This window comes from uncultured Nonlabens sp. (assembly GCF_947495285.1).
Classification (GTDB): Bacteria; Bacteroidota; Bacteroidia; order Flavobacteriales; family Flavobacteriaceae; genus Nonlabens.
The window spans coordinates 17,407-33,280 of the sequence record NZ_CANLXZ010000007.1; the positions used below are offsets into that span (position 1 = coordinate 17,407).

Consider the following 15,874-nt stretch of genomic DNA (forward strand, 5'->3'; position numbering starts at 1 on the left):
GTTATGGGGTTATTATTAAGAACCACCCTACCTTTCTAAATACTTCCATATACTAACGCAGCTAGCGGTGGTAAATGTAATACGGCACTTTTATCCCTGTTGTTCCAGTTATTATTTTCAGGTACCAATCTTTTTTTTACAGACATGGAAGAACCACCATACTTAGAGTGGTCGCTATTAAATAATAATTTATACTCAAGACCAGATGGCACGCCTACACGGTAGTTCTCTCTAACAACAGGTGTCATATTACAAATAATCACTACATGAGAATCGATACCTTTTCTTATGTAACTAATAACAGAGTTTTCATGATCCTCATAAGAAATCCATTCAAAACCATCCTTATTAAATTGCTTCTCATGCAGCGCTTTTTGATTTATATAAAGTTTATTTAGATCTTTAATTACTTCTTGTATTCCTTGATGGGGTTTAAACTGAGTTAAATGCCAGTCCAGACTGCCATTAAAATCCCATTCTTCATGCTGTCCAAATTCTGACCCCATCATCATTAAATTACTTCCTGGGTGTGTGAACATGTAAGAGTAAAGTAATCTTAAGTTAGCAAATTTTTGCCAGTCATCTCCGGGCATTCTTCCTAGAATGGAACTTTTACCATAAACTACCTCATCATGAGAAAGTGGTAACATAAAATTCTCTGAAAATGCATAGGTCATTGAAAAGGTCAAATCATTTTGATGATGCCGTCTATAGATAGGTTCTTTTTTAAAATACTGTAAAGTGTCATGCATCCAGCCCATCATCCATTTCATACCAAAGCCTAATCCACCGATAGAAGTGGGCTTGCTAACCATAGGAAAACTGGTGCTTTCTTCGGCTATGGTTTGTGTATCTGGATAATTGAGATAAACGGCTTCATTCATTTCTTTGAGAAATGCGATAGCTTCTAGATTTTCATTTCCTCCATAGATATTTGCATCCCACTCTCCTTCTTCTCTAGAATAATCTAAGAATAACATACTAGCTACCGCATCTACTCGCAAGCCATCTATATGGTATTGATCTAGCCAAAACAACGCATTAGAGATCAAAAAGCTTTTTACTTCATTGCGACCATAATTAAAAATAAGAGATTTCCAGTCGGGATGATAGCCTCTTTTTCTATCTGGATGCTCATATAGCGATGTACCATCAAAATTTCCTAATCCATGAGCGTCTTCGGGAAAATGAGATGGCACCCAGTCTAGAATAACTCCTAAACCTGCATGATGACATGCATTTACCAGCTCTTGGAATTCTTCTGGATAACCTAATCTTGCCGTAGGAGCAAAATAACCTGTAATTTGATAGCCCCACGAGGGATCATAAGGATACTCCATAATAGGCATGAACTCGATGTGTGTGAAATTCATCTCTTTGGCGTAAGCTACCAGATCCAAAGAAAGTTCATGATAACTTAAACTTCTATTTTCTTCTAACTTCTTTTTCCAGCTACCTAGATGTACTTCATATACAGAGTATGGAGCGTCTAGAGCGTTGTGTTTTGCACGTGATTGCATCCACTCATGATCATCCCAATTAGGTTTATAATCATAAACTATACTAGCGGTTTTAGGTGGGTGCTCACAGCGGCGTGCATAAGGATCTGCTTTTTCTGTTATAATGCTATTGTGAGATGACTTTATTTTATACTTATAAATGGCTCCATGTTTTACCCCAGGAATAAAACCTTCCCATATACCACTGCTGTCCCATCTTACTTTTAAGAGGTGCTCTTCTCCATTCCAGAAATTAAAGTCTCCTATTACTGCTACACTTTTTGCACTGGGTGCCCACACTGCAAAGTATGTTCCTTTTACACCATCTACGTTTATTAAATGAGCACCTAATTTCTCATAAAGACGGTAATGCTTACCGCTTTTAAATAGGTCGATATCAAAGTCTGTAAATAAACTGTGTATTATAACCTGTCCCATATGTTAAATGGAAAAGCCTTTAGGAATAACTACATTTTTCTTTATAACTACTATTCCTTCTTTTACTACAAATTTATCTGTTTCTATATCCTCTAGGTGTTTACCTCCATTAATTCTAACATCATCTCCTATTTTCACGTTTTTATCAATAATGGTATTTTTTATAAAACATCGCTCTCCTATCCCTATCAAAGCTTCTGGCTTTTCTTTTTCCATGTTTTCTAGGGTCTCATAATCATCATTACCCATCATATAGGTATTAATGACTGTACTTTCTTTTCCTATTCTAGATCGTATCCCGATGACAGATTTTTCAATTTTTGCCGCATTAATTATGCAGCCTTCTGCTATTACTGCTTTTTCTAAGTGGGTTCCTGATATTTTTGAAGTAGGTAGTATTCTCGCATTAGTATAGACACGTTGTTTAGAATCGTAAAGATTAAATTGTGGCATGTCATCTGTTAGTCCCAAATTTGCCTCAAAGAAGGAATCTATATTACCTATATCTGTCCAGTATCCTTCAAATTGATAACTAACTGTTTTATGAGTCGCTATAGCTTGTGGAATTATCTCTTTTCCAAAATCAATATTGGCATCATTTTCCATTAACTCGATAAGCAAGTCTCGATTAAATATATAAATTCCCATGGAGGCCAGATGATTTTTTTTCTGACGTTTCATTTCCTTACTTACGTCAGACTTCCATTCTGGTAATAAACTGGCGTCTGGTTTTTCTATAAAAGAAGTAATTACGTTCTTATTATCTGTCTTTAAAATACCGAATGATGTTGCATCTTTTTCTGTAACTGGTATAGTCGCTATAGATATTTTTGCATTTGCCTCTATGTGAGCTTTTATCATCCCATTAAAATCCATCTGGTATAATTGATCTCCAGATAGAATTAATGCATATTCAAAATCATGACGTAAAAAATGATGCATACTCTGCCTTACTGCATCTGCAGTTCCTTGAAACCAGCCTTTATTATCAGGTGTTTGTTCTGCCGCTAGTACATCTACAAAGGCCGAACTGAAAAAACTAAAATGATACGTATTTTTAATGTGTCTATTTAATGAAGCAGAATTGAATTGAGTCAATACAAAAATTCTCTTTATACTTGAGTTGATACAATTAGAGATAGGAATGTCGACTAGTCTATATTTTCCCGCAATGGGCACTGCTGGTTTTGAGCGACTCTCAGTAAGTGGATAGAGTCTAGTCCCTTGTCCACCACCTAAAATAATACTTAAAACTTTGTCGTTAATCATGATCTGTTGGTTAAAGATTTATAGAGTTGTATGTATGTACTTGCAGACTTATCCCAAGAGTGATCTATGTTCATGATCTGCTTTCTTATTTTTTTAAATCGTTTTTGGTCTTTATAAAGAGTGACTGCCCTTTTTACCGTTGAAAATATATGAGCTGCCGTAGCCTCTAGGTGAATAAAACCAAAACCATCATTTTCTATATCTACAATAGTATCTTTTAAACCACCTGTGCCTCTTACTATAGGTATAGTTCCATATCTAAGAGAGTACATTTGATTTAATCCACAAGGTTCTACTCTGGAAGGCATAAGTAAAAAATCTGCCCCTGCATAGATTACATGAGATAACGCCTCATCATAACCTACATATAGGTTATAAGATCCTTCATATTTCTTTTTAAGTTCAACAAGTCTTTGTTGTGTATTTTTATCTCCAGATCCTAATAATAAAATAGAAACCTCTTGATCTTGTAATATTTGTTCAAAAGCTTCAGGAAAAAGGTCTGATCCTTTTTCATAGACTAACCGCCCTATAAATGCAAACAACGGTTTCTTAACATCTAGATTATAGGTAGTACACAGCCATTTTTTATTTGCTTTTTTACCGCTTAACACACTGCTTTTACTGTAATTCTTTTTAAGAAAAGAATCTGTATTAGTATCCCATACAGTGGTATCGATTCCATTTAAAATCCCTACACATTTTGCGGCTTCATGAGTTAATAAAATTTCTAGCCCATTTGCCTCTTGTTTAAGCTCTTCCATATAACTAGGAGAGACTGTATTTACTCTCCAGGCACATTTTATCGCGCATCCTAGCGGATTTATACTACCGTCCCAATCTAACAGACCAGTGTGTTTTCTATCAAATTGAGGTATAAGATCTATTAATTTATGTGAAAACCAGCCTTGATATTGCGCGTTGTGAATACTTAAAATAGATGGCGTTTTTTCAAAAACCTCGTACTCATGGCAATATTGAGCCATAAAAGGTATCAATCCTGTATGGTGATCATGACAGTGTATCACATCTGGCAGTTGCTCTTTACTAGCTAACCAGTTTAAACATGCTATTTGAAAAGCAAGAAATCGCTTTGCATCATCATCAGAATAAACATAATTTGTAAATAGTAAATCTGGTATTTTAATTAAGTAGAGTTGAAACCCTAGATTTAAATCAACAGGTTCCATTACACTATATCTATAAGAAGAGCTACCTAACTTTAAACTACCTTTATAAGTGCATTTAAACTTGTTTTTTTGCGTAAAAGAAAGGTCATAAAACGGCATGATAACACATGCTTCATGTCCTAAACCGTTTTGATATTTAGGTAATGCACCGACTACATCTGCGAGGCCACCTACTTTGGCCACTGGATAACACTCTGCACTTAGATGTACGATATTCATAATAACACCAGTTAGTTTAAAATAATGAAATAAAGTCCCTTTACACTCCTAAAAATAGTTGAAATTCACAAAATAAACGACTTTCAATTATAAAAATCTAAAATTGTTTTGAAGCCCACATTACTGCCTCGTCTAGTGAAGAGTAAATTTTAAAAGGTTTTGATGAAAAGTTTTTTTCAAAACTTGCTATGTTGACTTTAATGTCATTATCGGCAACCACTACCATACCTATTAAATTTTCTACCATCGCGACTCTAGGGTAAATCAATGGATTTACTGAATAAGAGTTCACTCTGTTAGAGATGTAAATAAATTTTCTATCTTTAAAATATTTATCGTTCAACGCATGGAAGATTTTTAAATCCTCCACATCGACAGAATACCCTTCTTTAACTTGTACCATCAAATAAAGTTCAAATATGAATATATCTGCATATCCTACATCATGATGTCGTATCGATTTCATAAAACTAAGTTGGCTCATAAAGATAGGCTTTTTATTATTTAAAGATAGTTATTTGTGTTCCGCTTTCGCGAAAGCGAGATGACCACAAACATCTATCTCAGAATCACAACCCCAGTTTTTAAACGGCTTTTAAAAGAATCAAGCTGATAAAACGGTACTTTTACATACTTCATTTAGGACTCTTTAGAACTCGTTTTATCGTTATGGTAGATATCTTTAATATTCATAAATCCACCATGTAAAAATCTTATTTTCACTAGCGCTAGCCATAGCTTTAATATTTTGTAATGATCAAAACTGACTTCTCTTACCGTTTCCAGTACAGAAGAGCTACCTACTGCAATTAGTGACTTTAAAGCTGGAGATGTTATCCTAATGAAAAACGATATATGAAAAGATGCGCAAGTTAAAATTCATGGAATGGAAACAAAGCAGAAACACCTGGTAAGGTCATTTTAAAAGGACAGTCTTTTCTTTTAAATGAAGTGGTGAATATCTAGTAACCGGAATATTTATTTTAAAAATGGATACACACCAGACAAAGCTGTTCTAATTTTTAAAAAACCTCTAGATTCTATCGTTGTTAGCTGTCGTGTTACTAGAACTATTATAGAAGATTTTACACAACCTGACCTTCATAGAAAAGATCTCCACATAGAGCTTTATGGTAAACATAATGAACTAGATCACAATTACATCGCTAGGAAATCTAATAAGGGACCTGCTTTAAAGGTATATCTTAATAATTATGAACATGTAAATAATTATCATAAGAGACATCATAAAGATTTCTGACCTAGATCTAAAAAAAATAAACTGAAAGCTGAGACCATGCAAGTAGGTGCTGGTAAAACGTCTAGGACACTTTCATATACTCCAGTAACTTATAATCTCTTTAAAGTACAGAATGACGAGGTGGGAATTATTTCTAACAAATCCAACCTTAATACCTTTTTTTAATCATGTCATTCCATAGAGTGAAGGATCTTTAATTACTAAGCATGGTGATTATGCTAAAACAAGTGCTAACATTATTAATAGGTAATGATAACACCGCTGTAAATGTAAATACAGATCGGGCACAGGTTTTACAACCGTCTTAAATAAGATCTGCACGACATGATAAGGTCCTAATTATAAACTATCTTCTGTATAATGACAGGTTTATATCTTATCCTATAAAGACATATGATAAAATAGATGATGTAATATTTAAGAATAATCTATTACTAAGCAATAAACATATATTTCAGCCTGCTTTTCTTGACTTATAAAAGATATTAAGCAACAGCCCTGTAATAACCATTACCATACCTAAAATAGCCCACACTGTATAAATTTCCATAAACCAAAACGCACCTATGAGGACAGTAAAAATAACTTCTAGATATTTAAGTGGGGCAACCTGATTTGTAGATGCTATTTGAAAAGCCTTAGTCATAAAAAGCTGCCCTACAAAACCTACAATACCTAGACTACTTAAAATAATCCATTCATTACCTTGAGGATTTCTCCAATTATTAAGAGCTAGTAAACCACCTAGCAGGGTGCCTATCGCCATAAAATAATTAATGATTACAACAGGATGATCTTGCTTACCTATCTTAGAAATAGTAACAAAAACGATTCCCATCATTAATGCAGATGAGCATATCATGAAGACACCTATAAAACTAAGATCGTTATTAAAACCCTTCATTACCAGTACTCCAGAAAAAGCTAATAAAAAAAATAAACACTGTATAGGCCTTATCTTTTCTTTAAGCCATATCACAGCAAAAATAGCTGCAAATACAGGAGATAAATACCTAAGCACAACGGCAGTACCTACAGCTAAATATTTTAAAGAAAGGAAAAACAGTATTAAAGATATAGCGCCAGCAACACCACGAGTAATCAACAAGATGCGTTTATTTCCTAAAACTGGTATTTTCTTGTAAAATAAAAATCCCATTGTAAGAATTAAAGTACCGAGCGATCTAAAAAACACTAATTGATAGGCGCCGAATTCTATCAAATATTTTACAAGACCGTTCATAAACGCAAACGCTAGTGTACTTAATAACATGTAAACGATGGCTTTATGTAGGTTTTTCACATTAAATAAAATAAAGCAGGCATGATGTTAGTAAATAATGCCTACGCGGCCTAGAATGGACAAATTTACAAGTTCTTCTTATTTTTTTACTCTTAATTTAAAATGGAAAACAATTAGAACGTCACAAGACGCAATAATTTTTTTTCTAATTAAAAGATAATTTTATTCTATAGTTAAATAGGTCCCTTTAAAGCTTTGATTGAGAACCATCACCTCAATAGGTGCTCTATTTTTATTAGGTATAATTTCTATAGACGCTCTACCATTTGCCATTTTAATAGATTCACTTCCTGTAGGTGTTCCTAGACTTTTTAAAGTAGTCGCACCTGACAAAGCTTGAAAATATACACGCTCTTCATAATCTAGGCAGGTTAGCCCATCAGCATCTTTAGCATAAGCGGTAAGCAAGTAATTACCATTATCTATTTTTTTATACTCTAGATCTAGTTGAACTGCTTTGCCATTTTTAATAAATCTATAATTCACATCTAACTCATCATTTACAACAGTTCCACCCTTCATTATACCTACTGCTTTCATGGTATTTACTCCTTCTTTAAAATCTACCATCCATGTTAATCCTGAGGCAGGAAATTTAGCAATGTCCTTTGTTTTAGTTCCCATAGAGATTCCATTCATAAAAAACTCTACTTCTTGAGCATTAGAATAAACACTTATCTCACGTTTAATTCCTTTGAGACCTTGACGCTCTGTCCAAGTGTGTGATTCTATCCAGGCAAATGGCTCATCACTCCAGTAACTTTTAAAAACATAATAAGAATCTTTAGGATTGTTATCGCGATCTACGAGACCTTTTTGATTCATGTAAGGAATATCATTTTCTGGACGTAATGGTGTCCCAAAATCTTTAAAAGCCCATTGAGCATTACCTACAAAAGTAGAATCAGTTTCTGAAATACGTAAATGCCAGTCAAAAAGGTCTACCATATAATTTTCACTCCAGTCTCCTATTTGCGCAATATTTGCAATGCCAGTCTGGACTATTGCTTCTTCCCATCCATCTGCCTGTATAGCACCTTCTCCTGTAATTGGGTTTTCCGTATGACGTCCTACATGGCTAGAACCACCATATTCTGTATGGATAAAATGTTTGTACTGCGACTTATATTGTTCTATGGCTTTTCCATAACTTTTATAACTACCAGAGTACCATCCAGACCATATAGACGGAGAAAAAACGTCTACAATATCTGCACCTTCATAATATTTTCTGATGGCCGTTACTCTATATGGATCCATCTCATGAGAAAGATCATGAAGAGATTGTAGGTATTTGTTCATTTCTACCGTGTCATCGCCATTTTCAAAATCTGGCAACCAGTACATCTCGTTTCCTAATGACCAGAAAATGATACTGGGATGATTATAGTTTTGATTGATCATTTCCTTTAACATGCTCGTGGTGTTTTTTTTCCAAGTTTTATTTCCTAGTCCACCGCGACACCATGGCAATTCATCCCAGACTATTAGACCTAGCTCATCACATGCTTTATATATTTCTGGATCTTGTGGATAATGTGCTAGACGCACAAAATTAGTCCCCATACTTTTTATTAACTCCATATCTGCACGATGCTGTTCATTACTCATCGCTGCCCCTACTCCTGCATGTTCTTCGTGCCTGTGCGTCCCTCTTAAAAGCAAGCGTTCACCATTTAAAAAAAAGGCCCCATGATCTTTAAACTCAAACCAGCGTAATCCTACTTTCTCCTCGGTTTGGTCTATAATTTGATCACCGTTTTTAATCACAGTAGTTAACGTATAAAGATTAGGGTTTTTAGGACTCCATAATTCTGGGTTTTTAATATTATCAAAAGAAATACTAGTAAATCCATCTATCTTAAGAACTTCGTTTACAAACATTTGTTTACCAGATGGAGATTGAAGAGTAGCATATATTTCATAACCTTTTATGGTATTAGCTACATCTACATCTATAATTACATTTGCTCGTTCTTTAGATACGTGAGGTGTAGAAACTTTTACTCGCTTTATATGACTCTTTGGTAAAATCTCTAAAAAAACATCGCGAGTAATACCTCCATAAATAAAGAAATCGCTTTTTTGAGAAGGAATCACTTCTGGATCATAACTATTATCTACTCTTACATGTATTTCATTCTCTCCAGGTTTTACAACATCTGTAATATCTAGTGTAAATCCTATGTAACCACCTATATGACCTCCTACTTTTTTTCCATTCACAAAGACTTCAGAAACGATATTCACTCCTTCAAAATACAATTGATAAACAGCATTTGAATAAACTGTTTCTACATTCAATTTTTTCTTGTACCAGCTAGAACTACGGCGGTATCCTGGATCGAGATCTGTTGCATCTAGTGCGTTCCAAGAGTGCGGCAAGTCTATCCTTTCCCATTCCTTTATATCTTGAATTTCAGAAAACTTCTCTTCAGGTCTTTCTAGATAGTACCAGTTCTTATTAATATTAATTTGGCTGCGTTTTAAATCTGGCTTTACACTACTAGAAACACCAGAATTACATGAGGTCACTAGAATATAAAGAATTATAGAGAGGTATTTAAAAGTAGTTCTCATTAGATAGAAATTTGAAATTGTGGTGTTCTTTATTTTTTTACATCTTTAAGTCTAATCATTAATTCTAGGAAATAATAGTCCCCATAAACAATAGGCTCATCCATTTCAGACCTTTTAGACCAGTCTCCAGAACTGTGTTGTAAAATAAATGGAGCATCTACAGTTGCAGGAAGTATGTATTTTTCGGTTTTTAAAGTGTTTAATACTTTATTACTGTAATCAAGGTAAATTTGATTATTAGTATAACCATATAACTCAACCATAGCAGACGCTACGATTGCACCTGCTGACACATCTCTAGGTTCTTCTGGAATATTAGGAGCATTAAAATCCCAATATGGAATACCATCATCAGGTAAATTTTCATGATTTAAATAAAATCCAGCCGTTTTTTCAGCTTGCTCTAGGTACTTATTATCTTTAGTATATCGATAAGCCATGGTATAACCATATATACCCCATCCCTGACCGCGTGCCCAGGAAGAGTCATCGCTATAGCCTTGATGAGTCACTTTATCTTTAACCGCTCCATTAATGGTATCATAAACAACTACATGAACGGTACTATTATCTTCTCTGAAATGATTTTTTAAAGTAGTATTTGCATGCGTAACTGCTATTTTATGAAAAGTAGAATCTCCAGAAAGTCGAGTCGCTTCAAAAAGCAATTCTAGATTCATCATATTATCTATGATCACAGGAAATTCCCATTCTTCTTTTTTAAAATCCCAAGATCTTATCGATTGTACATTAGGATTAAATCTGGTGGATAATGTTTGAGCACTTTTTATTAAAACATTTTTGTAGTTTTCATCAAGTGTACGATTGTACCCTAATCCAAAACTGTTATATACCTTGAACCCCATATCATGAGTACCACTATTATATTTTTCTTTTTCTATAAAGGAGGTCCATTTTATTGCGCTTTCGCGAAAGCGAGATTCACCAGTAAGATCGTGCAACATCCACAAATTACCTGCATAAAAACCACTGGTCCAGTCCTTAGATGGTCGTTTTAAGATTTGTTTTTTATGCCAGTTGTAACTTCTAGGAAATGCTGTAGAATCGAGTGGATAGTTCACCACATGATCAAAACGTTTTTCTAATAAATCATCGATCGAGGTAACGTTTACTTCTTTTGTATCTTTTATTTCGTTCTTACAGGATATGAATGTAGAAACCAAGATAATAACTAGGACAGTTTTAAGGTTTGAAATCATTTAATTGAGGATTTAAGAGTTATCAAGAGTTTATCATACTCACTTAAACATATAAGATGCTATAGTTTTTTGAAATTGTAACGAGTTAAAAATAAATCAATAGCTTGAATTAAAAATTCAAATTACGGTATACAAAAATCCCAATGACCTAGAGCCATTGGGATTTAAGCAGTTGATTAATACAAATGATTAATATCCTGGATTATTAGGTAGAAGATTTGGGTTTCTAGCTATTTCATCTGCAGGCAATGGTAAAAGGTAATCTCTAGAAGGGTCAAAATTAGGTCTCTCTTCAAAGGCGTTAGGCCCAGAAAATACTTCATTTCCTAAATTGCGACGTTTAATATCATACCATCTTTTAAACTCAAAGGCTAACTCATATGTACGCTCTGTAAGTACTGCATCTCTAAAATCGTCCTGAGATAGTCCATTTATACTTAAAGGTGTGCTTCTTGTTGAACCACCTGCATTTCTAGCTCTAGCTCTTACACGATTGAGGTAACCTTCAGCAATTGCACTAGGACCTGCTTCATTAAGTGCCTCAGCAGCGATTAATAACACCTCTGCATAACGCATCTGCGCATAATTGAGCTCAGATCCACGACCATTAGAATTTGAAGTGGTTCCTATATTACGATTATATTTTGCTATAAATGGTTCTGCTAGGTTTCTTGAATCTGCAGTAGACCAGGTTTGATACGGCAACATGGTAGGTATACCGTTTACTAGAAACATACTTTCTGTAACAAAACTTACATCTCTTCTATAATCGTCAGATGGCCATGCATTATAAAAAGCTTCATTAGACATGATCACAGACCATCCTTCTCCATTAGGTGTGATATTATCTCTTATTCCAGTAAGTGCTGGCATATAGTCCTGTCCAAAGTCACCATCTCTAAAACCGTTAAAATCCAAAGAGAACAAAGGTTCTTTAGAAGATTGCTGCTTTGAAAAATCCCATAAGTCAGCAAAATCATCTTCTAGTTCTAGGTCAAATAAAGCTTCATCGCGTATAATATCTTGTGCTTTTACAGCTGCCATAGGGTATTCACCTCTGGTTAAATATACAGAAGCTAGGTAAGCCATAGCTGTAGCCTTAGAAGGCAAAGCTCTAGTAGGCTGCGTGTTTGGCAACCATTGCTCAGCAAACATAAGGTCGTTGATAATGTTTTGATAAACATCTGCTTCAGAAGTTTTTGCAATACTACTAGCAGCAGAGAGGTCTGTTACAGGTGTATCTAAATAAGGAATATCTCCATGTAGCCTTACTAAATGATAATAAACGTATGCTCGTACAAAATAAGCTTGAGCGATAATAGGATTTAAAGTCTCCGGAGAAGACCCTACAGATTCTGAGCCTGCAATGGCTTGATTACATGTGGCAATTACTTGATATGCTCGTGGCCAATATTCTATTATCATTCCGTTATCATCGCTGACTGTAAACTCGTCATGATCACGTCTTCTTTGTGATGTATTGATACCTATGCGAGCAAGGTCACCTCTAACCATTAAAGGCAAAGACAATTTCCTACCCCAAAAGGCCTCTTCTCCCATTAATCCATATGCTCCATTAATAGTGGATTGAACCGCAGTGTTAGAGGTATAAAATCCATCTGGGGTTAATTGCCCTATAGGTTCTTCTTCTAGATCGGAGCAACCGATAAAAGCTATGCTAAAAGCAAAAAATAAATATTTTATATTTTTCATGTCTCTATTTTTTTATTAAAATCTTAATCCTAGACTAAAAGTTACTGTTTTGATATTAGGGAAGTTACCATATTCAAACCCCTGGCTGGTATTATTTTGTAAATTGTTCCCTCTATTATTGTAGCTCACTTCTGGATCTAATCCAGGATAGTCTGTAAAAGTCAATAAGTTTTGAGCACTCAATCCTAAACGAATGCTCTCAAATCCTATTTTAGAGGTAAGGTCTTGAGGTACATTATATCCTACAGCAAGGTTTTTTAACCTCACGTAACTACCATCATAAACAAAACGTGAGGAAACACGTTGTGCTCTCACTGCTGCGATAGGTACAGAACCATTAGGATTAGAAGCAGAAAATCTGTCTAATGCCTCAGTCGTAGCGTTTGCTGCTCCACCAGCTAACTCACTAAATGTAAAACTATAAATATCTCCACCTACGGCTCCTTGAAAGAAAATATTCATATCAAAGTTCTTATATTTAAAGGTATTATTGATACCAAATGTAAAATCCTGATTAGGATCTCCTATAATGGTTCTATCGTCATTATTAATAACCCCATCATCATTTAAATCTGTAAACAACTCACCACCAGCTGCAGCATCACTAGTTATAGATGCAGTTCCAGCAGGTGCAATTCCTGTAGTATTAACACCTCTATACTCAAAACCATAAAATACACCTACAGCTTCTCCTTCCCTTAATAAATGCGTTTGATCGATCAAGAAACTACCAGGGGAAGCGTCTAGAAAAATATCTTCACCATCGACTAAAGAAACAACTTCATTAACGTTTCTTGAAAAATTTAACTCAGTAGTCCATGAAAAGTTTTCCTTAACTATGTTTCTAGAGGTAAGTACGATTTCTAAACCACGATTATTAACTTCACCAGCATTAACTAATCTTTCAGTATCAAAGAATCCAAAATATTCTGGTGTACTACTATCTCCTAGAATAAGGTCTTCTGTATCCATGTTATAAGCATCAACACTTAAAGTAAATCTATCCTTTAAGAAACTTACATCCACACCTATATTTCCTTGATAAGTAGTTTCCCACTTTAAATCTGGATTTTCAATGCGTAAAGGAACGATAGCATTAACTGTTTGATCTCCTGCAACGGAATATATAGACTCAAAAGCTGCTAAAGAAGCATAAGGATCAATCCCTGGATTACCTGTGGCACCATAACTTAATCTTAACTTAAGATTTGAAATATTTTCACTATCCTTTAAAAAATCTTCGTTGCTTATATTCCAACCTAAAGCTGCAGATGGGAATAAGGCATATTTTTCATTTTCTGCAAATACTGAAGATCCATCACGACGTAAAGTGGCGGTTAACAAATACTTGTCATCAAAAGAAAAATTCACTCTTCCGAATTGAGCCTGAAAAATACGTTGTATCCTTGATGATTGAGGTGTTAAAGGACTAGAACCTTGATTTAATCCATAAAATGAACTGCTATCAGATATAAAATTTTGAGCTCCTGCAAAGCTATCTTCTCTTAATTCATTTTGATGAGAATATCCTAAAACTGCTGAAAAATCTAGCTTATCAAAAGTTTTTGCATAGGTAAAATAAGTTTCAGAAAGAATGTTAGTTGTTCTAGCATTTTGAATAGTTGCCTCTCCTCCATTTGCACCAGAAAGCAAAGTTGACGGAGAATAAGTTCCTAAGGTCTGATTAGTAGTGTCAAAACCTAATGTAGATTTTAAAGATAGTTCATCTGTAAAAGAATATTCTGCGCCGGCATTAATTCTAGCTATATCTCTTTTTGTGTTTTCAATTTCAGAAGTGGCTACTGCAAATGGATTATCTACTGTATCACCTACATCATTAAGAGTAAAAACACCTGCATTATCACGAATACCTAAAGACGGATTGAAGCGTCCTGCTAGAGATATTACATCTCCACTACCTGTTCCACCTGTACTTGCTTGAGAAGACACACCATCTTTTTCACTTCTAGAAACAAAAAGACTGGTTGATAATTTTAATCTATCTGTTACCTGTGCATTTAAATTTCCTAGTAGAGAGAAGCGATCAAAGTTAGAGTTAATAACTACTCCATCTTGCTCAAAATAGTTCATAGAAGTATAAAAATTAACTCCTTTTCCTCCTCCAGAAACAGAGACTTGATGTTGTTGAGTAGATCCACTGTCGTAAATTAAATCTTGCCAATCTGTATTTGAATCACCACCTACAAAACTAGGGTTTATCTCTTGTTGATAAGCTGTAAATTGATCGGCATTTAATAAATCTAATCGATCACTAGTAGATTGAAAAGCGTAGCTACTATTAATTTCAACTACGGTCTTTCCTTCACGTCCTTTTTTAGTAGTTACTAAAATAACACCGTTAGAACCACGAGCACCATATATAGCTGTTGCACTAGCATCTTTCAATATTTCAAGAGATTCTATATCTGTAGGTGGCGGTAATGCGCCTCCTATAAAACCGTCAACAACTATTAAAGCGGCACTACTTGCTCCTATAGAAGTATTACCACGAACTCTAATATTAATAGGAGCACCTGGCTCACCACCATTTGATGTTGAAACAGCAACACCGGCAGCACGTCCTTGTAAGGCCTGTTGAACGGTTTGTACCGGGAAGGCATTTAATTCCTCAGAATCTACAGAAGAAACAGAGCCCGTAACATCGCTTTTCTTCACTGTTCCATAACCTATAACTACTACCTGTTCTAGTAAAGCTAGATCATCCTGTAAGGTTACATTAATTACCGTCTGTCCATTTACAGGTACATCTAATGTCGTATATCCTATAGAACTGAACATTAAAACAGCATCTGCATTAGGAACAGTAATGCTATAATCACCATTAAAATCTGTAGATGTACCTGTAGATGTACCTTTAATGGAAACACTTACACCTAATAACTCTTCTCCTTCACTACTTACAACTTTACCAGTTATCGTAGAAGTTTGCGCATAAGTTAAGAATGAACCAAAAATGCAAATTAGCAAGAGTCCATATCTTAATAATTGCGGTTTGTTTTTTTGTTGCATAAGATTTTGTTTAAATTGAATTATTTTAAGTTAGTTGATAAAAATGTCCTACATCGATTGCGAAAACTATCTAACACCGAACACCCTTTTAAAGATGTGATAAAATTAACTGAAGCTTAGCGATCAATAATTCAGAAAAGGGTATACAAAAA

Annotated in this window: 10 protein-coding genes and 1 pseudogene; 2 read left to right on the forward strand and 9 right to left on the reverse strand. The window is 34.6% G+C overall.

Annotated features, from left to right (window positions below; genetic code table 11):
• Nucleotides 1-35: 35 nt before the first annotated feature.
• The 4 genes from glgB to Q0838_RS04100 all read right to left on the reverse strand — a co-directional run bounded on the left by glgB (nt 36) and on the right by Q0838_RS04100 (nt 5,099).
• A complete protein-coding gene (gene glgB, locus Q0838_RS04085) occupies nt 36-1,937 on the reverse strand; it encodes a 1,4-alpha-glucan branching protein GlgB (protein ID WP_298951678.1) in 1,902 nt (633 codons plus the stop codon).
• A 3-nt stretch (nt 1,938-1,940) separates the two neighbouring features.
• Nucleotides 1,941-3,206: a glucose-1-phosphate adenylyltransferase gene (locus tag Q0838_RS04090; protein WP_298951681.1), complete on the reverse strand. Its 1,266-nt coding sequence runs from the start codon at nt 3,204-3,206 to the stop codon at nt 1,941-1,943.
• Nucleotides 3,203-4,615, reverse strand: coding sequence for a glycogen synthase (locus Q0838_RS04095; RefSeq protein WP_298951683.1), 1,413 nt, complete (start codon nt 4,613-4,615; stop codon nt 3,203-3,205). Before Q0838_RS04095 ends, Q0838_RS04090 begins: the two co-directional genes overlap by 4 nt.
• A gap of 97 nt (nt 4,616-4,712) precedes the next feature.
• Nucleotides 4,713-5,099 carry a hypothetical protein gene (locus Q0838_RS04100; RefSeq protein WP_298951685.1) on the reverse strand — a complete coding sequence of 129 codons (387 nt, stop codon included), beginning with the start codon at nt 5,097-5,099 and terminating at the stop codon, nt 4,713-4,715.
• 492 nt (nt 5,100-5,591) lie between these two features.
• On the opposite strand from Q0838_RS04100, the pseudogene Q0838_RS14350 reads away from it, so the two are divergent.
• Nucleotides 5,592-6,041: pseudogene (locus Q0838_RS14350) on the forward strand (chondroitinase-B domain-containing protein).
• A 143-nt stretch (nt 6,042-6,184) separates the two neighbouring features.
• The gene (locus Q0838_RS14355) at nt 6,185-6,355 is read left to right on the forward strand and encodes a chondroitinase-B domain-containing protein (RefSeq protein ID WP_366942011.1); all 171 of its coding nucleotides are present in this window, start codon (nt 6,185-6,187) and stop codon (nt 6,353-6,355) included.
• Here Q0838_RS14355 and Q0838_RS04105 read toward each other — a convergent pair.
• From Q0838_RS04105 to Q0838_RS04125, 5 genes are all read right to left on the reverse strand, one after another.
• Nucleotides 6,331-7,179 carry a DMT family transporter gene (locus Q0838_RS04105; protein ID WP_298951689.1) on the reverse strand — a complete coding sequence of 283 codons (849 nt, stop codon included), beginning with the start codon at nt 7,177-7,179 and terminating at the stop codon, nt 6,331-6,333. The two genes, Q0838_RS14355 and Q0838_RS04105, sit on opposite strands and share 25 nt — an antisense overlap.
• 162 nt (nt 7,180-7,341) lie before the next feature.
• Nucleotides 7,342-9,759 (reverse strand): glycoside hydrolase family 2 TIM barrel-domain containing protein, encoded by a 2,418-nt coding sequence (locus tag Q0838_RS04110; protein WP_298951692.1) that lies wholly within the window; start codon nt 9,757-9,759, stop codon nt 7,342-7,344.
• A 29-nt stretch (nt 9,760-9,788) separates the two neighbouring features.
• On the reverse strand, nt 9,789-10,979 hold the full coding sequence (locus Q0838_RS04115) for a glycoside hydrolase family 88 protein (RefSeq protein WP_298951694.1): 1,191 nt from the start codon (nt 10,977-10,979) through the stop codon (nt 9,789-9,791).
• Nucleotides 10,980-11,168: 189 nt separating this feature from the next.
• Nucleotides 11,169-12,692, reverse strand: coding sequence for a RagB/SusD family nutrient uptake outer membrane protein (locus Q0838_RS04120; RefSeq protein ID WP_298951696.1), 1,524 nt, complete (start codon nt 12,690-12,692; stop codon nt 11,169-11,171).
• A gap of 15 nt (nt 12,693-12,707) precedes the next feature.
• Complete coding sequence (locus tag Q0838_RS04125; protein WP_298951697.1) at nt 12,708-15,722, reverse strand: TonB-dependent receptor; 3,015 nt, start codon at nt 15,720-15,722, stop codon at nt 12,708-12,710.
• Nucleotides 15,723-15,874: the final 152 nt, after the last annotated feature.